The organism is Pseudomonas sp. R1-7, assembly GCF_051132105.1.
Classification (GTDB): Bacteria; Pseudomonadota; Gammaproteobacteria; order Pseudomonadales; family Pseudomonadaceae; genus Aquipseudomonas.
Map to the genome: position 1 here is coordinate 940355 of NZ_CP071661.1, position 20526 is coordinate 960880.

General features: G+C 61.7%; 16 protein-coding genes and 1 tRNA gene. 12 read left to right on the forward strand and 5 right to left on the reverse strand.

Annotation, left to right across the window (positions count from 1 at the left end; translation table 11 throughout):
- The first annotated feature begins 14 nt into the window (after window positions 1–14).
- The 3 genes from rpsO to J3P79_RS04140 all read left to right on the forward strand — a co-directional run bounded on the left by rpsO (window position 15) and on the right by J3P79_RS04140 (window position 2782).
- Window positions 15–284, forward strand: a complete 270-nt coding sequence (gene rpsO, locus J3P79_RS04130) for a 30S ribosomal protein S15 (protein WP_003197723.1) — start codon at window positions 15–17, stop codon at window positions 282–284.
- Between the two features lie 194 nt (window positions 285–478).
- Entirely contained in the window at window positions 479–2584 is a 2106-nt protein-coding gene (gene pnp / locus J3P79_RS04135) for a polyribonucleotide nucleotidyltransferase (RefSeq protein ID WP_207963326.1), read from the forward strand.
- Window positions 2585–2709: 125 nt separating this feature from the next.
- A tRNA-Thr gene (locus J3P79_RS04140) sits at window positions 2710–2782 on the forward strand.
- 22 nt (window positions 2783–2804) lie between these two features.
- Here the strand turns inward: J3P79_RS04140 and J3P79_RS04145 are convergent.
- Both J3P79_RS04145 and J3P79_RS04150 read right to left on the reverse strand, forming a co-directional pair.
- Window positions 2805–3146, reverse strand: coding sequence for a type II toxin-antitoxin system HicB family antitoxin (locus J3P79_RS04145; RefSeq protein ID WP_053118365.1), 342 nt, complete (start codon window positions 3144–3146; stop codon window positions 2805–2807).
- Window positions 3143–3394 (reverse strand): type II toxin-antitoxin system HicA family toxin, encoded by a 252-nt coding sequence (locus J3P79_RS04150; protein ID WP_434608371.1) that lies wholly within the window; start codon window positions 3392–3394, stop codon window positions 3143–3145. Before J3P79_RS04150 ends, J3P79_RS04145 begins: the two co-directional genes overlap by 4 nt.
- Before the next feature lie 360 nt (window positions 3395–3754).
- Here J3P79_RS04150 and J3P79_RS04155 point away from each other — a divergent pair, with 360 nt between their 5' ends.
- Entirely contained in the window at window positions 3755–4060 is a 306-nt protein-coding gene (locus tag J3P79_RS04155; RefSeq protein WP_434608374.1) for a DUF6388 family protein, read from the forward strand.
- 38 nt (window positions 4061–4098) lie between these two features.
- On the opposite strand, the gene nadC is transcribed toward J3P79_RS04155, so the two are convergent.
- A complete protein-coding gene (gene nadC, locus J3P79_RS04160; RefSeq protein WP_434608376.1) occupies window positions 4099–4947 on the reverse strand; it encodes a carboxylating nicotinate-nucleotide diphosphorylase in 849 nt (282 codons plus the stop codon).
- A gap of 233 nt (window positions 4948–5180) precedes the next feature.
- Between nadC and J3P79_RS04165 the strand changes: the two genes are divergently transcribed.
- From J3P79_RS04165 to J3P79_RS04180, 4 genes are all read left to right on the forward strand, one after another.
- Window positions 5181–7391 (forward strand): DUF1631 domain-containing protein, encoded by a 2211-nt coding sequence (locus J3P79_RS04165; protein ID WP_434608378.1) that lies wholly within the window; start codon window positions 5181–5183, stop codon window positions 7389–7391.
- Window positions 7392–7455: 64 nt separating this feature from the next.
- Complete coding sequence (ampD, locus tag J3P79_RS04170) at window positions 7456–8016, forward strand: 1,6-anhydro-N-acetylmuramyl-L-alanine amidase AmpD (RefSeq protein WP_434608380.1); 561 nt, start codon at window positions 7456–7458, stop codon at window positions 8014–8016.
- Window positions 8013–8849: a regulatory signaling modulator protein AmpE gene (gene ampE / locus J3P79_RS04175; protein ID WP_434608382.1), complete on the forward strand. Its 837-nt coding sequence runs from the start codon at window positions 8013–8015 to the stop codon at window positions 8847–8849. Before ampD ends, ampE begins: the two co-directional genes overlap by 4 nt.
- Before the next feature lie 1526 nt (window positions 8850–10375).
- Entirely contained in the window at window positions 10376–11080 is a 705-nt protein-coding gene (locus tag J3P79_RS04180; protein WP_434611342.1) for a methyl-accepting chemotaxis protein, read from the forward strand.
- 24 nt (window positions 11081–11104) lie between these two features.
- Here the strand turns inward: J3P79_RS04180 and J3P79_RS04185 are convergent, their stop codons facing one another.
- Both J3P79_RS04185 and cra read right to left on the reverse strand, forming a co-directional pair.
- Window positions 11105–11881, reverse strand: coding sequence for a TatD family hydrolase (locus tag J3P79_RS04185; protein ID WP_434608384.1), 777 nt, complete (start codon window positions 11879–11881; stop codon window positions 11105–11107).
- A gap of 15 nt (window positions 11882–11896) precedes the next feature.
- Window positions 11897–12892: a catabolite repressor/activator gene (gene cra, locus J3P79_RS04190; protein WP_434608386.1), complete on the reverse strand. Its 996-nt coding sequence runs from the start codon at window positions 12890–12892 to the stop codon at window positions 11897–11899.
- A 289-nt stretch (window positions 12893–13181) separates the two neighbouring features.
- Between cra and ptsP the strand changes: the two genes are divergently transcribed.
- The 4 genes from ptsP to J3P79_RS04210 all read left to right on the forward strand — a co-directional run bounded on the left by ptsP (window position 13182) and on the right by J3P79_RS04210 (window position 20411).
- Window positions 13182–16046 (forward strand): phosphoenolpyruvate--protein phosphotransferase, encoded by a 2865-nt coding sequence (gene ptsP, locus J3P79_RS04195; protein WP_434608388.1) that lies wholly within the window; start codon window positions 13182–13184, stop codon window positions 16044–16046.
- On the forward strand, window positions 16046–16987 hold the full coding sequence (pfkB, locus tag J3P79_RS04200) for a 1-phosphofructokinase (RefSeq protein ID WP_434608389.1): 942 nt from the start codon (window positions 16046–16048) through the stop codon (window positions 16985–16987). The genes ptsP and pfkB overlap by 1 nt, the downstream gene beginning before the upstream one ends.
- A 13-nt stretch (window positions 16988–17000) precedes the next feature.
- Window positions 17001–18746 carry a PTS fructose-like transporter subunit IIB gene (locus J3P79_RS04205; protein WP_434608391.1) on the forward strand — a complete coding sequence of 582 codons (1746 nt, stop codon included), beginning with the start codon at window positions 17001–17003 and terminating at the stop codon, window positions 18744–18746.
- A 123-nt stretch (window positions 18747–18869) separates the two neighbouring features.
- Complete coding sequence (locus J3P79_RS04210; protein ID WP_434608393.1) at window positions 18870–20411, forward strand: alkaline phosphatase D family protein; 1542 nt, start codon at window positions 18870–18872, stop codon at window positions 20409–20411.
- The last annotated feature ends 115 nt before the right edge of the window (window positions 20412–20526 follow it).

Genomic DNA, 20526 nt, shown 5'->3' on the forward strand with positions numbered 1-20526 from the left:
AAAAGGATTGCCTCATGGCTCTCGACGTTCAAGAAAAAGCTCAAATCGTAGCTGACTACCAGCAAGCTGTTGGTGACACCGGTTCGCCAGAAGTGCAAGTTGCACTGCTGACCCACAACATCAACAAACTGCAAGGTCACTTCAAGGCCAACGGTAAAGATCACCACTCCCGTCGTGGTCTGATCCGCATGGTAAACCAGCGTCGTAAGCTGCTGGACTACCTGAAAGGCAAGGACGTGAGCCGTTACAGCGCTCTGATCGCTCGCCTGGGTCTGCGTCGCTAATCAGCGATTGCGCTAGAGGTTGGTGGTCTGTCGTGCGTCAGTGGGTTTCCCGCTGGCTCATGGCAGGCTCCCAGCCTCAAGTTTTATCTGGATACACGTTTTACCCTGGACAGACGTCGGGCCGATACCCGCCATTGCCCAAGAATTTCGCAAGAAGACAAGTTCCCCAAGAGCCACAAAGAAGGTAGGACACCGTGAACCCGGTAATCAAAAAATTCCAGTTCGGTCAGTCGACCGTTACCCTCGAGACTGGCCGTATCGCCCGTCAGGCCTCCGGCGCAGTGCTGGTCACCGTTGACGACGACGTCAGCGTATTGGTGACCGTTGTCGGTGCCAAGCAAGCCGATCCAGGCAAGGGTTTCTTCCCGCTGTCTGTTCACTACCAGGAAAAGACTTACGCTGCCGGTAAGATCCCTGGCGGTTTCTTCAAGCGCGAAGGCCGTCCTTCCGAGAAAGAAACCCTGACCTCCCGACTGATCGACCGTCCGATCCGTCCGCTTTTCCCAGAAGGTTTCATGAACGAAGTGCAGGTTGTCTGCACCGTCGTGTCCACCAGCAAGAAGACCGATCCGGACATCGCTGCGATGATCGGTACCTCGGCTGCCCTGGCCATTTCCGGCATTCCTTTCGACGGCCCGATCGGCGCTGCCCGCGTCGCGTTCCATGAAAGCACCGGCTACCTGCTGAACCCGACCTACGAGCAACTGAAGGCCTCCAGCCTGGACATGGTCGTGGCCGGTACTTCCGAAGCCGTGCTGATGGTTGAATCCGAAGCCAAAGAGCTGACCGAAGACCAGATGCTGGGCGCCGTGCTGTTCGCCCACGACGAGTTCCAGGTCGTGATCAACGCTGTCAAGGAACTGGCCGCCGAAGCCGCCAAGCCAACCTGGACCTGGGCACCACAGCCAGAAGCCACCGAGCTGCTGGGCGCAATCCGTGCCGAGTTCGGCGACGCGATCTCCCAGGCCTACACCATCACCATCAAGGCCGACCGTTATGCGCGCCTGGGCGAGCTGAAAGACCAGGTCGTCGCCAAGTTCTCCGGCGAAGAAGGCCAGCCATCGTCCAGCGACGTGAAGGCGGCTTTCGGTGAAATCGAATACCGCACCGTCCGCGAAAACATCGTCAACGGCAAGCCACGTATCGACGGTCGCGACACCCGTACCGTACGTCCGCTGAACATCGAAGTCGGCGTTCTGCCGAAGACCCACGGTTCGGCACTGTTCACCCGTGGCGAGACCCAGGCCCTGGTCGTTGCAACACTGGGCACCGCCCGTGACGCGCAACTGCTCGATACCCTGGAAGGCGAAAAGAAAGACCCGTTCATGCTGCACTACAACTTCCCTCCGTTCTCGGTGGGCGAGTGTGGTCGCATGGGTGGTGCTGGTCGCCGCGAAATCGGTCACGGCCGTCTGGCCCGTCGTTCGGTCCAGGCCATGCTGCCTGCCGCTGACGTGTTCCCGTACACCATTCGCGTGGTATCGGAAATCACCGAGTCCAACGGTTCGAGCTCGATGGCTTCGGTCTGCGGCGCTTCCCTGGCCCTGATGGACGCTGGTGTGCCGATGAAGGCACCGGTGGCCGGTATAGCCATGGGTCTGGTTAAAGAAGGCGAGAAGTTCGCCGTCCTGACCGACATCCTGGGTGACGAAGACCACCTGGGCGACATGGACTTCAAAGTGGCCGGTACCGCCAAGGGCGTTACTGCACTGCAGATGGACATCAAGATCAAGGGTATCACCGAAGAGATCATGGAAATCGCCCTGGGCCAGGCCCTGGAAGCGCGCCTGAATATCCTCGGCCAGATGAACCAGATCATCGGTCAGTCCCGTACCGAGCTGTCGGAAAACGCTCCGACCATGATCGCGATGAAAATCGACACCGACAAAATCCGTGATGTCATCGGTAAAGGCGGCGCGACCATCCGTGCGATCTGCGAAGAAACCAAGGCTTCGATCGACATCGAAGACGACGGCTCGATCAAGATCTTCGGCGAAACCAAGGAAGCGGCAGAAGCAGCACGCCAGCGCGTCCTGGGCATCACCGCGGAAGCCGAGATCGGCAAGATCTACGTCGGCAAGGTCGAGCGCATCGTCGACTTCGGCGCGTTCGTCAACATCCTGCCGGGCAAGGACGGTCTGGTTCACATCTCCATGCTGAGCGATGCTCGCGTCGAGAAAGTGACCGACATCCTCAAAGAAGGCCAGGAAGTGGAAGTGCTGGTACTGGACGTGGATAACCGCGGCCGTATCAAGCTGTCCATCAAGGACGTCGCAGCAGCCAAGGCATCGGGCGTTTAATCGCCCCCTCGCTTAGCCGCTGAACAAGCAAACGCCCCGACTGGTTCGGGGCGTTTTGCTGTGTGGCGAAAATCCCTGCCAGGCAGGTTGCCTGGCTACAGGGGACGGTGCTAGTTTTAGCCACCGCCCGTGTAGCTCAGTCGGTAGAGCAGCGCACTCGTAACGCGAAGGTCGCAGGTTCGATTCCTGTCTCGGGCAAAAAGCTTTTTCGCCAGCGATTTTATGCGTGGTGCTGTAGGTATTCGTTCAGTGCTTGGCGCGTCAGATCATTCAGGGATACATTCTGGCGGGTTGCCGCCAGAGCGGCTGCTAGATGCAGATCGTGACCGATACGGACATTGAACGATCCTTTGCACGGGATTTCTGGCTTCTGCCCTAGTTGCTGACAGGTTTGTAGATAGTCATCTACCGCCTCGCGAAAAGCTGTTTCCAATTCAGCTACCGTCTGTCCCTCATAACTCACCAGCGCCCTAATGAATAAAAGCTTTCCAAACAGGCATTTGTCCTCGGTGCTTGCTTCAATTGAGCCGACATAGCCTTTGTATTGCAGCTGGGAGTTCATGGAATCAGGCCTCCTGTTTTCAATTGCTCAATAATCTGGCGTCTTACATACGCTTCGAGCTCATTTCCTGGATGCGGCTTGTGCAGGTTGATCATTGCCCTCGGGTCTCCATTGTCGAATTTGACCCTACTGCCCGATCCTTCTAGTGGGGAGTAGCCAAGCCGACATAACAGAGTGACAAGCTCCGACCATGTGAATGCGCTTTGCCCGTTGAGTAGCTTTGCGAGAAGCCTTTCATTCTTTGACATGAATGCCTTTTCTTGCAACTGAATATAGTTGCACGTCCTTGGACGGTCAATGTGAAGGCCTCTGTTCGTCGAAACCTGAATGATGAAGGTGGGAATTTATAAAGGGTGAATTCCGCGCATGGAACTGAGAAACTGTAACCGAGCACATACCGCGCTCCTCCTCCATTTGATTCCAGTTGTTGCACTGGCTTGCGTCTCTGCTAGGATTCCCCTGTCCCATAAAAGCAAACGCCTTAGTTTTCAGATGATCCCCGAATGGTTCTGAAGGCCAGATAAACCGGGCTTCACGCGGTTTTTTTGCGTCAGAGAGATCCTTGATGATCCAGATCCATCTTCCATTCCCAGATCAGCGAGAACGCCATGACTGTTAAAGAACTGAGTCAAGAAGCCAGACACAAAGAAGCCCTGGAAAAGTACTTGAAAGAAACGCCGCAGCTGCGGGATGAGATCAAGGACCTGTCCGCCGATGATCAGAAAGACCAGATCCAATGGGCGTTCGAGGACGAGGCCGAAGCCCAGGGGCTGCAGCCTTGGGAGCTGACGCTCAAATACACCAGCACGCCTGAAGAGTTCGAGACGCAGCGCCTTGCCTTGCACAAGGAGGCTGCCGAGGTGTTGGGTGTGGAATGGGATGAATACTGCGAGATGAACAATCTGGTGGTCTGAATAAAACGCCAGCCTTTCGAGGCTGGCGTTTTTTCTTGTCAGAGGCTCAAACGCATCGACAGATCCACCGCCTTCACATCCTTGGTCATCGCACCGATAGAGATGTAGTCGACTCCGGTCTCGGCAATCGGCCGCAACGTGTTTTCGTTGATACCGCCGCTGGCTTCCAGCTTCGCCTTGCCACCGTTCAGGCGCACCGCTTCGCGCATGTCGTCCAGGCTCAGTTCGTCGAGCATGATGATGTCGGCGCCGGCCGCCAGTGCTTCTTTCAATTCCGCCAGGCTTTCCACTTCGACTTCCACCGGTTTGCCCGGTGCGATCTGGTGGGCGGCGCTGATGGCCTGGGCAATCCCGCCGCAAGCGGCAATGTGGTTTTCCTTGATCAGGAAGGCGTCGTACAGGCCGATGCGGTGGTTATGACAACCGCCACAGGTCACGGCGTACTTTTGCGCCAGGCGTAGCCCCGGCAGGGTTTTGCGAGTGTCCAGCAGCTTGACCTGGGTATCGGCGACGAAGTCGGCCAGGTAGCGAGCCCGGGTGGCGACGCCTGACAGCATCTGCAGGAAATTGAGCGCGCTACGTTCGCCTGTCAGCAGTGAGCGGGCCGGGCCTTCGAGGTGGAACAACGCCTGGTCGGGACTCACCCGATCGCCGTCGTGTACTTGCCAATGCACCGCGACACGCGGGTCCAACTGCCGGAACACTGTATCGACCCAGGCCGTGCCGCTGATGATTGCGGCTTCACGGGTAATGATGGTGGCCTTGGCCAGGCGTTCGGCGGGGATCAGTTGCGCGGTGATGTCGCCGCTACCGATGTCTTCCAACAGCGCGCGGCGCACGTTGGCTTCGATTTCGGCGGTCAGGTCGGCGAGACGTAGATTCGGCATAACGGGCTCCACAAACAAAGTGGCCGGATTATATCCGCTTGGGTCTTGTTGGCTTGCATTTGGTCGCATGCTCGCAACATTTACCCGAAATGCCGGTCTTTTATTGCGATCTCTTTGAGCCGGTTCACAGAGTCCTCTGGTGCGCCGAGCTCTTTTTACCCGATAATCCGCCTTTCGATTGACGTCATGAGTTTGACGTTGCGAACCGAAGAATGCCGTTTCAGGAGGCCAGGATGCACAACGACGGGAATGTAGTGCCTTTGCATAAAGTGCCTACCGACCAGGCGAATCGTTCGCCGCTCGCCCGCCTGCCTGTGATTCTGCTCCAGGTCCGCGACAAGGCCGCGCAGCAATTGCGCGTTGGTTTGCAGGGCCTGTTCGATAACGCCGATGACACGTTGTTCGAAATGGCCGACCGGGCGCGCAACGACATCGAGCAGAATCTGTACTTCGAAGCGATGCGCGACTTGCGGTTGAAGCGAAAGAGTATCGAGCGTGAGTTCCTCGAGCAGTTTTTCGAGGCCTTTGTCAGCCTTGCCCAATATGACCTGACCCAGGCAACCCTGGCGCCCGTGCTGGGCACCCTGCCGAGCCAGCCGAACCATGACGAGCTTGAACGCCGCCTGGCGGTGGAGACCATGGTCGCCCGGGTGCTCAGCCGCGACGGTGTATCGCTCGATCAACTGACGGCGCGGCTCGGCGTATTGCTGGACCGGCCCTTGACCAACCAGCAGAACCCGTTGAGTCCGGCACTGTTGTGTGAGCATTTTCTCCAGGCCGGGCGCAACCTGGGCGTGGGGATCAAGGTCAAGCTGATCCTGCTCAAGCTTTTCGAGCGCTACGTGCTCAGTGAATGCGACCAGTTCTATGCGGAGGCCAATCAGTTGCTGGCCGCGACGGGCGTCTTGCCGGACCTCAAGGTCTCACCGTCGCGACGGGCGTCGGATCGTGTCGAGGAAGTTACCCGACCCAACGTCGATGGCGTCGTCAGGCCTAGGGTCGATGACGTAGACGACAGCGTCCAGGAGGTCTTCGCCGCATTGCAGAAGTTGCTGGTCCAGGTGCGTGGCAGCGTTGCGCCGACCCTGGAACCCAGCGCGCCAGCCCAGCCGATCTCGACACGGGACCTGCTGCGACTGTTATCTCATCTACAGCAGTACGTACCGTCGCCCACCGTGCAGGATGACTTCGACCTGCGCAGTCAACTCGAACAGTTGCTGACCCGTGTCAGTGTCAAGAGCGGCAGGTCCCGGGTCGTCGATGGCGCTGATGAAGACGTGATCAACCTGATCGCGATGATGTTCGAATTCATTCTCGACGACCATAACTTGCCGGACTCGCTCAAGGCCTTGATCGGTCGACTGCAGATTCCCATGCTCAAGGTCGCGGTACAGGACAAGAGTTTTTTCAGCCGCGGCAATCATCCGGCCCGCCGGTTGCTCAACGAAATTGCAGCGGCAGCGATGGGTTGGGGCGATTGCGACGATCATCAGCGCGACAGCCTTTACCTGCGCATCGAGCAAGTCGTGCAGCGCTTGTTGAATGACTTTGTCGACGATCCGGCGATCTTTTCCGAAGTGTTGGCCGACTTCCTGGCGTTCACCAGCGACGAGCGCCGTCGCAGCGAACTGCTGGAACAACGCATTCGCGACGCTGAAGAAGGCCGCGCCAAGGCCGAACTGGCCCGGCAGCGAGTGGAAGGGGCGCTGAACCAGGTCATGCTGGGCAAGGTCTTGCCCCAGGCGGTGGTGGATTTTGTGCAGCAGGCCTGGAGCCAGGTGTTGTTGCTGACCGGTTTCAAGCATGGCGAGCAATCCGCCGAATGGCAGGCCGACGTGTTGACCCTCGAACAGTTGGTCTGGAGTGTCCAGCACCACGAGGAATCCGATGCGGGGCTGCGCTTGCTGGCGATGGTGCCGGAGCTGCTCAAGGCATTGCGCGAGGGCTTGAGCCGTTCGGCATTCGATCCGTTTGCCACCAGCGAATTCTTCAGCGAGCTGGAAGTGCTCCATGTCCAGGCGCTCCAACGGCTGGGCCAGGCAACCGAGCAGGCGCAGCCGGCGGATTCTCCGGTGCTGGTCGAGGTGGCGGAGCCCATCGTCCTGCGAACTACGCCGAAAATGCCGACGGACGAACCGACCGTGCGCTTGCCTGCCGATGACGTCGGCCTGCTCCAGGTCGATCAACTGCGCCTGGGAAGTTGGGTCGAATTCCAGGAGGACGAAGACAACAATCTTCGTTGCAAGCTCGCGGCAATCATCCAGGCCACCGGCAAGTTTGTCTTCGTCAACCGCACCGGTCTCAAGGTCCTGGAGCACAGCCGCACCAGCCTGGCGTTGGAGTTCCGCCGAGGCGCGGCGCGATTGCTGGACGACACCCTGCTGTTCGACCGGGCGCTGGAGTCCGTGCTGGGCAACCTGCGCCAGCTCAATCGCGGCAAGTGATCGCGCAGCCAGGGCCGATCGCGGCATACTGACGGTCTTCACCGTCGTCATCGAAGGAACCTGTATGCAGCTGGACTCCGCGAGCGGTTGGTGCGATGGCGTGCGTCATTGCCCATCGCCCAATTTCAATGCGCGCCCCGAGGGTGAAATCTCCCTGCTGGTCATCCACAACATCAGCTTGCCGCCAGCACAGTTCGCCACGGGCAAAGTGCAGGAATTTTTCCAGAATCGCCTGGATGTCACGGAACATCCCTACTTTGCCGGTATTGCAGACCTGCGCGTCTCTGCGCATTTCCTGATCGAACGTGACGGCGCGGTGACCCAGTTTGTCTCTTGTCTTGATCGCGCGTGGCACGCGGGCGTTTCGTGCTTCGAAGGACGGGAAACGTGTAACGATTTTTCCGTAGGCATCGAGCTCGAAGGCACCGATGATCTGCCATTCACCGACGCGCAGTATGCTGCCCTGGTGGACCTGACCCGGCAGTTGCAAGAGGCGTTCGCGGCGATCACGGTGCAGCGCATTTGCGGGCACAGCGACATCGCGCCGGGACGCAAGACCGATCCGGGACCGGCATTCGACTGGGCGCGCTATCGTGCGGCCCTGACAGAAGGGGAAAAACAATGAGTTTTCTGGTGTTGCTGCTGGCGGTCTGGATCGAGAAGTTCTCGGCCTTGCGCCAGCGGATCCAGCGTGATGGCGGCTGGCTGGGCGAGCTGAACAAGCTCGAGGCGAGTCCGCGCTGGGTCAATCGCCCCTGGCTGGTGCTTGTGGTGATGGTCCTGCTGCCAGTGTCGCTCTTGGCGTTGCTGCTTTGGGTACTGGAGCCGGTGGCCTATGGTTTGCTGGCATTGCCGATACATCTGATTGTGGTGATCTACAGCCTGGGGCGTGGCGATCTGTTGGCTGATCTCGGGCCGTTTCGCGACGCATGGCGACGTGAAGACCTGCAAGCAGCCACCCACGTGGCCAAGCGTGACTTGAACATCGATGCCGACAATGGCGAACAATTGCTGGGACGGGTCCAGGGGCATCTGCTGTGGCAGGCGTACCAGAGCTTCTTCGCTGTTATCTTCTGGTACTTCCTGCTGGGCCCGGTCGCAGCGCTGAGCTATCGATTGCTGGCGCTGGCCGCCGAACACAGCCTGAACCCCGGCGTGGCCGAGCGGGCCGCGCAGTTGCGCCACGCCTTCGACTGGGTGCCAGTGCGATTGCTGGCGGCGAGCTTCGCCCTGGTGGGCAATTTCGTCGCGGTCAGCCGGGTCATGCTCCATGAACTGCTGAACTGGAATATCAGCGCCGCCGACCTCATCGACAAGGTCGGGCTGGTCGCTGGCGAGATCCCAACCCCCGTCGTCGGGCCGGAAGGCATCAACACCCTGGATCGACTCTGGGAATTGCTGTTGCGCGCGGCAGTGCTCTGGTATGCCGGGTTTGCGTTGTGGACAGTGTTGGCCTGACACCCCACACCTGGCGCTGGTCTGCTTCGCAGGCCAGCGCAAGCAAGCTCCCTCGCCAGGGATGGCGTGCCCTCGTTAACCTTAAGTTACAAATCTCTCCGCCGATTTAGGCTATACAGGGACAGCGTCACGAATAGTGGCTTTGTGCTGTCTCCGTGCACGTGCGCATAACAATAAGAACACTACCGGGAGACCTCCTTGTGAAGAGTTTGCTCTGGCCCGCCGTCGCCCTGATGAATCGCCTGAGCTTCGGCATGAAGTTCAGCCTGATCAGCGTCCTGTTCCTGCTGCCGATGCTGGTGACCAATTTCTTTCTGGTGCGTGATTCCTATCGGGAGTTCCAAGGCACGCAAGTCGAGCTGCAAAGCCTGGACCTGCTGGGCAGCAGCCTGGCGCTGCGGCGCGACCTGGAGACGCTGAACAACCTGGTGCAGATCAATGCCAGCCTGGGTCAGTCCGGCAAGGCCGGCGACGTGGAAGCGAAGATCACCGCGCTCGAGCAAAAGGTGCTCGCACGCTTGCAAGGCATGACGGCCATGGCCATCGAGCCCGAGCACGTCAGCACCTTCGATGCCAAGCGCGACGAGATGATCGCCGCTTTCAAGGCCCAACAGGCCGAAAGCTCCCTGCAAAGCAAAAGTGCCTTGATTGGCAGTCTGCTCAACAACGCACAGATATTCGGCCAGATCATCGCCAGCCAGGCGGGCCTGAGTCGTGACAACCAGGGTGACATCCGCCAGCTCAGCGAGTTGATCATCGGTGTAACGCCCAAGGTCACCCAAATCCTCGGCGAAGGCCGTGCGTTGGGTGCTTCGTCGCTGGGGCTGGGCTTTCTCAATTCAGCGTCGAGTACCCGGTTCGATGAGTTGTTGGTGCAGATCGAAAAACTGCAGGGCGAATATGACCTGAAACTGCAGGACGCCCTGGGGTCGAGCTCGGCGGCTGGACAAGCGCTCGCCGATCAGGCCGCAGGCAGCAAGGGCACGCTCAAGCAGGCCGCGCAATTGATCGAAGATCAAGTGGTGATGGCCGACACGCTTGATGCTCCCTGGCCGGCATTTTTCGAACAGGTCAGCGGCCTGATGGAGCAGACCTACCGGCTCAATGAAGCGACCCTGGAATTTCTCGGTGTGCAATTGCAGCAGCGCCTGGAGCAGAACCGTAGCCACATGGTGTTGCAAGCCGTGGCGCTGGCAGCGGTGTTCTTGCTGATCTTTTATCTGTACGCCGGTTTCTACGCCTCGACGCGCACCACGCTCAAGCATCTGGGCGCGATGATGGACAAGGTTGCGGCGGGGGACATGACAGTCAATTTCGTGGCCCGCAGCAAGGACGAATTGGGCGAGTTGGGCGAGGTGTTCAATGGCACCGTGGCGAAGATCCATGACTTGATCGAACAGGTCGGGCACACCGTCGCCGAGGTCGAGCGGCAGGCCGGGCAGGTAGAAACGGTATCGGCCCAGAGCAATCAGGCCGTCGCCGGTCAACGCAGCCAGATCGAATTGGTCGCCACGGCGATGAACCAAATGTCCGCCACAGCCCAGGAAGTGGCCCGCAGCGCGGCGGCGGCGGTCAGCAGCGCCCACAGTGTGAACGACGAAACCCTGAGCGGGCGGGGATTGGTGGAGTCCCAGCAGGGCAGCATTGCGCGGCTCGCCAATGAAATCGACCAGTCGGTGCAAGTGATCAATCAACTGGCGACCGACAGCCAGGCGATCAGCCGCGTGCTGGAGGTGATCAAGAGCATTGCCGAACAAACCAACCTGCTGGCCCTCAACGCTGCCATCGAAGCCGCCCGGGCCGGCGAGCAAGGGCGCGGGTTCGCGGTGGTGGCCGACGAGGTGCGAACCCTGGCCAAGCGGACGCAGCAGTCGACCGAAGAAATCGAAGCCATGATCAGTCGTCTGCATGGCGGGGTCGGTGCCGCCGTCAAGGCAATGGGCACCAGCCATGAGATGGCCAGCGGCACGGTCGGACAGTCGGAGAAGGTGCAGCAAGCCCTGGAAAACATTCTTGGCGCAGTCGGTATGATCGTCGACCAGAATCAGCAGATCGCCGCTGCGGTGGAGCAGCAGACCGCCGTTGCCCATGACATCGACCAGAACATCGTCGAGATCAACCGCGCCGGCGAGCGCACCGCCGAAGGCGCCCATCAGACTGAAGATGCCAGCCGAGAACTGTCCGCCCAAGTGATGCAGCTCAAGCAGTTGATCAATGCGTTCCGGGTGTGATTCCTAGGCCTGCGAAGGTGGTTGTCACCAGTTGAACAGTTGGCGGGCGTTTGCCGTGCTGGCCTCGGCCAGTCGCTCGGGCGTCACCGCCATGATTCCCGCCAGCGCTTCGCAGATCGCCGGCAAATGGGCCGGGCTGTTGCGTTCGCCAGGAAACATCGCCGGAGCCATGTCTGGTGAGTCGGTCTCCAGCACCACCGCATCCAACGGCAGTTTCGGCAGCACCCGGTGCATGCGCAGGGCCTGGGGCCATGTGGCCGCGCCGCCAAGACCGAGCTTGAAACCGAGCTTGATGTACTCGCGGGCCTCTTCGAAGCTTCCCGCGAAGGCGTGGATGATGCCGGCCCGCGCCGGGCAGATGCGTTTTAGCGTCGCGATCACGGCAGCATGGCTGCGGCGTACATGGATCAGCGCCGGCAGTTCGAACTCCCGGGCCAATTCCAGCTGCGCCTCGAACAGCGTTTGCTGGCGGTCGCGATCCAGGGTCTCGACGTAATAATCCAGGCCGATTTCCCCCACCGCGCACAACTGCCGATGCCCGGCGAGGCGGTCCAGCCATTCACGCAACTGCGCGAGATCATTGTCGTGATGCTGATCGAGATACACCGGATGCAGGCCCAGCGCGGCGTACAGGTGAGGGTCGCTTTGCACCAGATCCCAGACGCGCTGCCAATTATCCCGATACACGCCCAGCACCACCACTTCCCGGACGCCCAAGGCGCGGCTTTTGGCCAGCAGCGCCGAGCGGTCCGCGTCGAAATCCGGGAAGTCCAGGTGAGTGTGGGTGTCGATCAACTGCATATCCGGACCCGAACCTCAGCCTTGGTGAATGCGCTGCTTGAACGTCCGCGCAATCGCCTGGACGCCGGGTTGATAGACATCGCTTTCGATGGCCGTCAGCGCAAGTTCCAACGCTTTGTCGGCGATCAGTTGGTGTTGCTGGGACATGGCGTTGACCGGCAGCGGCAGGAAATCCAGGAGTTGCGTGTCGCCAAACGTGCCCAGGCGCAGTGGACGCGCCTTGAGCGGAAAATCATGCAGGGCATCGAACACCCCTTGCAGCAGCACGTATGAGGTGGTGATCAGCGCGTCGGGCAAATGGCCCAGGCGCGCGAGCATTTCGTCCATCAACTGGCGGCCGCATTCACGGCTGAACGACTCGCCATGTTCGATCAGGACCTGGCCTTCGAAGCCTTCCAGCGCTTCGCGGAAACCCGCGGTCCGCTCTTGGCTGATGCTCAGTTCGGGGCGGGCGCTGATCAGGGCTATCTGCCGAGGGTTCGTCTCCAGGAGGCTGCGGGTCAGTTGCAGGCTGGCCTGGCGGTCATCGCTGATCACCGAGCAGAAATGCGCCGGCTCCATCACCCGGTCGATGGCGATGATCGGGATGCCCTTGGCCTGCAACTGACGATAGCTGTCATCGTCGGCGGGCAGGCAACTGGCGACGATCAGCGCATCGCAGCGCCGGGCACGGAACAGTTGCAGCAGTTGGCGCTCGCTGTCGGGCGCGTCATCGGAACTGGCGATCAGCAACTGATAACCCCGGGCCCGGGCACCTTGTTCCAACAGCTTGGCGATACGCGCGTAGCTGGGGTTCTCCAGGTCGGGCAGGATGAACCCGAGCGTGCGGGTATGCCGGCTGCGCAGTCCGGCAGCCTGGGGGTTGGGCGTGAAGCCATGCTCCTCGACCACCGCGCGCACCCGTTCGACGGTCGCGTTGCTGATGCGTTGCTGTTCGGCTTTGCCGTTGATGACGTAGCTGGCGGTGGTCACGGACACACCGGCGAGCTGGGCGATATCACTGAGTTTCAACCCGGTTTTCCTTGTTTTTTCGAGTGTGCCCCGACAATGAAGACTCATCCTACCCGATTCGGATCGATGGTCACCCTCCGGACGCTTTCGACAAGTTGCACTTCAAGGATGAGAGATTATCGAGTAACGTGCCAATCTTTCTAGATTAAACGTTTCAGCAAGCGTATTTTCAAGGCTCTCAGGTTTTTGGTCGGTGCTGCCGCAATCCCACCGGAAGCCGTTTTGCAACGCTAAGCTGATTCATTCAAAACAATACCTGGCGCCAACCGGACGCCAAAAAGGAGAAAGCATGCTCGAGCTCACTCTAGAGCAGATATCCATGGCCCAGGTGGCTGTGGATAAAGACGCCGCGCTGCAACTGCTCGCTGACAAACTGGTGGCGGATGGCCTGGTAGCCGAGGGCTATCTTGCCGGGTTGCAGGCCCGCGAGGCCCAGGGCTCGACCTTTCTTGGCCAAGGTATTGCCATTCCCCACGGCACCCCGCAGACCCGCGACCTGGTTTACTCCACCGGCGTGCGCTTGCTGCAATTCCCCGAAGGCGTGGATTGGGGCGATGGCCAGATCGTTTACCTGGCGATCGGCATCGCTGCCAAATCCGACGAGCACCTGCGCCTGCTGCAGCTGCTGACCCGAGCCCTCGGCGAGACCGACCTGGGCCAGGCCCTGCGCCGCGCCGGTTCCGCCGAGGCCTTGTTGAAATTGTTGCAGGGCGCACCGCAGGAACTGGCGCTGGATGCACAGATGATCGGCCTCGGCGTGTCGGCGGACGATTTCGAAGAGCTGGTGTGGCGCGGCGCTCGGTTGCTGCGCCAGGCCGATTGCGTGAGCAACGGTTTTGCCGGCGTGCTGCAGCAGGTCGATGCGTTGCCCCTCGGCGACGGACTCTGGTGGCTGCACAGCGAACAGACCGTCAAGCGCCCGGGCCTGGCCTTCGTCACGCCGGACAAACCCATTCGTTACCTCGGCCAACCCTTGAGCGGATTGTTCTGCCTGGCGAGCCTCGGGGAAGCTCACCAAGCCTTGTTGGAAAGACTCTGCGCATTGCTGATCGAAGGTCGCGGCCATGAACTGGGTCGCGCCACCAGCAGCCGCAAGGTCCTGGAAGTGCTGGGCGGCGAGTTGCCTGCCGATTGGCCCAGTGCGCGTATCGGCCTGGCCAACGCCCATGGTTTGCATGCGCGTCCGGCGAAAATCCTCGCACAACTGGCCAAGAGCTTCGAAGGCGAGATCCGCGTGCGGATCGTAGACGGCCAGGACAGCGCCGTGTCGGTGAAGAGCCTTAGCAAGCTGCTGAGCCTGGGCGCCCGTCGCGGTCAGGTCCTGGAGTTCATTGCCGAACCGGGTATTGCCGCCGATGCGTTGCCGGCGTTGCTGGCGGCCGTCGAAGAAGGCCTTGGCGAAGAAGTCGAACCGCTGCCGCCACCGAGCGCGCCACGGGAAACCACCATTGCCGAAGTAGCCACCGTGCTGCTGGCGCCCGAATCCGGCAGCCTGATCCAGGCCGTCGCCGCCGCGCCGGGCATCGCCATCGGCCCGGCACATATTCAAGTGCAGCAAGATATCGATTATCCACTGCGTGGCGAGTCCCCGGCGATCGAGCGCGAGCGCTTGCAAAAAGCCCTGAGCCAAGTGCGTCGGGATATCGAGGGTCTGATCGAGCGGGCGAAGGCCAAGGCCATCCGCGAAATCTTTATCACCCACCAGGAAATGCTCGACGACCCGGAACTGACCGACGAAGTCGACACCCGCTTGAAGCTGGGCGAGAGCGCGCAAGCAGCGTGGATGGGCGTGATCGAAGCCGCCGCGAAAGAACAGGAAGCCCTGCAGGATGCCTTGCTCGCCGAGCGCGCCGCTGATTTGCGGGACGTCGGCCGCCGAGTGCTTGCGCAACTGTGCGGCATCGAAACCCCGGCTGAACCGGATCAACCGTACATTCTGGTGATGGACGAAGTCGGCCCGTCCGACGTGGCGCGCCTGGACCCGGCCCGCGTCGCGGGGATTCTTACCGCACGCGGCGGCGCCACCGCCCACAGCGCCATCGTCGCCCGCGCCTTGGGCATTCCTGCCTTGGTGGGCGCAGGCGCTGCGGTGTTGCTGTTGGCGCCGGGCACGTCATTGCTGCTGGACGGCCAACGCGGTCGCCTGCATGTCGACCCGGACGCCGCGACCCTGCAACGGGCCGCCGAAGAGCGCGACACCCGCGAGCAGCGCCTCAAGGTCGCCGCCGAGCAACGGCACCAACCAGCGCTGACCCGCGACGGTCACGCCGTGGAAGTGTTCGCCAACATCGGCGAAAGTGCCGGCGTCACCAGCGCAGTGGAGCAGGGCGCCGAAGGCATTGGTCTGCTGCGCACCGAGCTGATCTTCATGGCCCACACCGAGGCCCCGGACGAAGCAACCCAGGAAGCCGAATACCGCAAGGTGCTCGATGGCCTGGCCGGTCGGCCGCTGGTGGTGCGCACTCTCGACGTGGGCGGTGACAAACCACTGCCTTACTGGCCGATCGCCAAAGAAGAAAACCCTTTCCTCGGCGTGCGCGGTATCCGCCTGACCTTGCAGCGTCCGCAGGTCATGGAAGCACAGCTGCGCGCCCTGTTGCGCTCCGCCGACAACCGTCCGCTGCGGATCATGTTCCCCATGGTCGGCAGCGTCGACGAGTGGCGCCAGGCCCGGGACATGACCGAACGGCTGCGTCGGGAGATCCCTGTGGCGGACTTGCAGTTGGGCATCATGATCGAAGTGCCGTCCGCCGCGCTGCTGGCCCCGGTGCTCGCCAAGGAAGTCGACTTCTTCAGCGTCGGCACCAACGACCTGACGCAATACACCCTGGCGATCGACCGTGGCCACCCGACTCTGTCGGCCCAGGCCGATGGCTTGCACCCGGCGGTGTTGCAGTTGATCGACATCACCGTGCGCGCCGCCCATGCCCATGGCAAATGGGTCGGCGTGTGCGGCGAGCTGGCGGCCGATCCGCTGGCGGTGCCGGTGCTGGTGGGCCTGGGCGTCGACGAGCTGAGTGTCTCGGCCCGCAGCATTGCCGAGGTCAAGGCGCGGGTCCGCGAATTGAGCCTGGCGCAAGCACAAACCCTGGCCCAAGAGGCATTGGCCGTGGGCAGCGCCGATGACGTGCGCGCATTAGTGGAGGCGCTGTAATGGCGAAGATTCTTACCCTGACCCTCAACCCGGCGCTCGACCTCACGGTGGAGTTGGCGCGCCTGGAACCGGGCCAGGTCAACCGCAGCGACGCGATGCACGCCCACGCCGCCGGCAAGGGTGTGAACGTAGCCCAGGTGTTGGCCGACCTCGGTCACACGCTGACGGTCAGTGGTTTTCTCGGCGAGGACAACGCCCAGGTGTTCGAGACATTGTTCGCCCAGCGTGGCTTTGTCGATGCCTTCATCCGTGTTCCTGGCGAAACCCGCAGCAACATCAAACTGGCCGAGCAGGACGGACGTATCACCGACCTCAACGGCCCCGGCCCGATGGTCGATGAAGCCGCGCAGCAGGCGTTGCTGGCGCGCCTCGAGCAAATTGCTCCTGGCCATGACGCAGTGGTCGTCGCCGGTAGCTTGCCCCGAGGCGTCAGTCCGCAATGGTTGCAGGCGCTGATTACCCGGCTGAAAAAGCTCGGCTTGAACGTCGCCCTCGACACCAGCGGCGAGGCCTTGCGTGTCGCCCTGGCGGCGGGACCATGGCTGATCAAGCCCAACACCGAAGAATTGGCCGATGCCCTGGGTTGCGATGTGGTCACTGAGTTGGCCCAAGCCCAAGCGGCTCGGCAGCTGCATACCCAAGGCGTGGAACATGTAGTGATTTCCCATGGGGCCGACGGTGTGAACTGGTTCAGCGTTGGTTCAGCGCTGCATGCCTCGCCGCCCAAGGTCACGGTTGCCAGCACCGTCGGCGCTGGCGATTCGCTGCTGGCCGGCATGCTGCACGGGTTGCTCGGAGCCCACGCGCCGGAGCAAACCCTGCGCACCGCGACGGCCATCGCTGCCATGGCAGTCACCCAGATCGGTTTTGGTATCCACGACACCGCGTTGCTGGCGTCGTTTGAACAGGGCGTGCGCGTGCGCCCCCTGACAGAACAATAAGAGGGTTCGCAAGATGAAATTAGCCATTGTGACGGCCTGCCCGAACGGCATGGTCACCAGTGTGTTGTGCGCCCGCCTGCTGGATGCAGCGGCCCAGCGCCAAGGTTGGAGCACCAGTGTCGAAGTCCATGACGCGGCTCACCCGGAGCGTCAGCTGTCGGCGGCGACACTGGAAGCGGCCGAATGGGTATTGCTGGTTGCCAGCGGCCCGGTGGATCTGTCGCGATTCGTCGGCAAGCGGGTGTTCCGCAGCACCCCGGCCCTGGCCTTGCAAGACGTTGACGCGGTACTGCGCCGTGGCGCCGAGGAGGCCGAGGTACTGGGCGAAGCCGATGTGCTCGCCGAAGAGCCAGCGCCATCGACCGAGCGCGCCCCGCGCCTGGTTGCCATCACCGCGTGCCCGACCGGTGTCGCCCACACCTTCATGGCCGCCGAAGCCCTGCAACAGGCGGCGGCGCGCCTGGGCTACGACCTGAAGATCGAAACCCAGGGCTCGGTGGGCGCGCGCAATCCCTTGAGTCCCGAGGCGATTGCCGAGGCCGATGTGGTTTTGCTGGCGACCGACATCGAAGTCGCCACCGAGCGTTTTGCCGGCAAGAAGATCTATCGCTGCGGCACCGGCATTGCCTTGAAGCAGGCCGAAGCCACGCTGAAAAGAGCCTTGGCTGAAGGTGTGCAGGAAAGCGCGGCGAGCGGCGCCACTTCGGGGCCGACGAAAACGGAAAAAAGCGGCGTCTACAAGCACTTGCTGACGGGTGTTTCGTTCATGCTGCCGATGGTGGTGGCGGGTGGACTGATGATCGCCTTGTCGTTCGTCTTCGGCATCGAGGCGTTCAAGGAGCCCGGCACCCTCGCAGCGGCGCTGATGCAGATTGGCGGCGACACCGCGTTCAAACTGATGGTGCCGCTGCTGGCGGGCTATATCGCCTATTCCATTGCCGACCGACCCGGCCTGGCCCCTGGCATGATCGGCGGGATGCTGGCCAGCACCCTGGGCGCCGGTTTCATCGGCGGGATCATCGCCGGTTTCCTGGCCGGTTACGCGGCCAAGGCGATCAATCGCTACGCGCGTTTGCCCCAGAGCCTGGAAGCGCTCAAGCCGATCCTGATCATTCCATTGCTGGCGAGCCTGTTCACCGGCCTGGTGATGATCTACATCGTTGGCAAGCCGGTGGCGGGAATGCTTGAGGGCCTGACGCACTTCCTCGACAGCATGGGCACCACCAACGCGCTGCTGCTGGGCGTGCTGCTGGGGGCGATGATGTGCGTCGACCTCGGTGGGCCGATCAACAAGGCCGCCTACGCATTTTCCGTGGGACTGCTCGCTTCGCAAAGTTATGCACCCATGGCCGCGACCATGGCCGCAGGCATGGTGCCGCCGATTGGCCTGGGCATCGCCACGTTCATTGCCCGCCGCAAATTCGCCAAGACCGAGCGCGAGGCCGGTAAAGCTGCGCTGGTGCTAGGGCTGTGCTTCATCTCCGAAGGCGCGATTCCGTTCGCCGCCAAGGACCCGCTGCGGGTGATCCCGGCCAGCATCGCCGGCGGCGCGCTGACCGGTGCGCTGTCGATGTACTTCGGCTGCAAACTCATGGCACCTCACGGCGGCCTCTTCGTGATGCTGATCCCCAACGCCATCAATCACGCGCTGCTGTACCTGTTGGCGATCGTGGCGGGTAGCCTGGTGACGGGCGTGGCCTATGCGCTGCTCAAGCGGCCGGAAGCTGTGGAAATCGCGTTGGAGCCGGCCAAGGCCTGAGCCCACTCCAGTTCCCTTGTGGGATCGAGCTTGCTCCCACAGGGGTTTGGGCTGGTCATAAATCCCTGTCACACCCACTTCACACAGCCATGCTTAAGTTTTCCCATTTCAAGGGAGAACACCATGAGCGAATTCGACCTGGGCCGTCGCCGTGTGATGCAAGTCGTCGGCGCTGGTTTATTGCTGCCCGGGCTGGCCCCGGCGGTGATCGCTTCGGTCAAGGACCGGCCCGTGCTGACCGAAGGCGTGCAGTCGGGCGACTTGCAGGGCGACCGGGCAATGATCTGGAGTCGCAGCGACCGTCCGGCGCGGATGGTGGTGGAGTGGGATACCCGCAGCCAGTTCAGCAATCCCCGGCGCTTTGTCTCGGCGCTGGCTGACAGCCGCAGCGATTTCACCGCCCGGGTCGAACTCACTGGTTTGCCCCGCGACCAGGCGATTTTCTACCGTGTGCATTTCGAAGACGCCCAGAGCGGGGTAGCCAGCGAACCTTGGCTTGGCCACCTGCGCAGCGTGCCGCAGTTCAAGCGCAACATCCGTTTTGTCTGGAGCGGCGATACCGTCGGCCAGGGCTTCGGCATCAATCCGGACATCGGTGGCATGCGCATCTACGAAGCCATGCGCCTGCGCCTGCCGGATTTCTTTATCCACAGCGGCGATACCATCTACGCCGACGGCCCGGTGCCGGCGCAGATTACGACCGAGGGTGGCCGTATCTGGCGCAACCTCACCACCGAAGCCAAGAGCAAGGTCGCCGAGACCCTGGACGAGTATCGGGGCAACTATCGCTATAACCTGATGGATGAAAACGTGCGTCGCTTCAACGCCGAAGTGCCGCAGATCTGGCAATGGGATGACCACGAGGTCGTCAACAACTGGTCGCCGGGCAAGCAATTGGACGAGCGCTACCAGACCAAGGATATCCACAGTTTGGTCGGCCGTGCGCGGCAGGCCTGGCTGGAATACGCGCCGATGCGCCTGCAAAAGGCCGACGGTGGCGGACGCATCTACCGCAAGCTCGGCTACGGGCCGATGCTGGATGTGTTCGTGCTGGACATGCGCAGCTACCGCGAAGCCAATGACGCCAACCTCGGCGCGGCGAAACCGTTTCTCGGGCGCGAGCAATTGAATTGGCTCAAGCGCGAATTGAAGCAGTCCCGGGCGCAGTGGAAAGTCATCGCCGCCGACATGCCCATCGGCCTGGGTGTGCCGGACGGCGAGGTCAGTCCCGGCGTACCGCGCTGGGAAGCGGTTGCCAACGGTGACCCGGGCGAGGCCCAGGGGCGAGAAGTGGAGATCGCCGAACTGCTCGGTTACCTGCGCAAGCATCAGGTGCGCAACTACGTCTGGCTGACCGCCGATGTGCACTATTGCGCCGCCCATCACTATCATCCCGAACACGCTGCGTTCCAGGATTTCGAACCGTTCTGGGAGTTCGTCGCCGGGCCGCTGAACGCCGGCAGCTTCGGCCCCAATGCCCTGGACAAGACCTTCGGCCCCGAAGTGGTGTTCCAGAAAGCCCCACCGGCCCAGAACACCTCGCCGTTTGCCGGCTATCAGTTCTTTGGCGAAGTGAACATCGACGGGCAGAGCGGGGAGATGAGCGTGGTGCTGCGGGACCTGGAGGGCGTGGCGGTGTTCGAGAAGAAGCTGCAGCCGGTTTGATTTTGAAGCTCACCCCATCCAATGTGGGAACGAGCTTGCTCGTGATGGGGGTGTGTCAGGCAAGGAAGTGTTGACTGACCATCCGCTTTCGCGAGCAAGCTCGCTCCCACAGGGG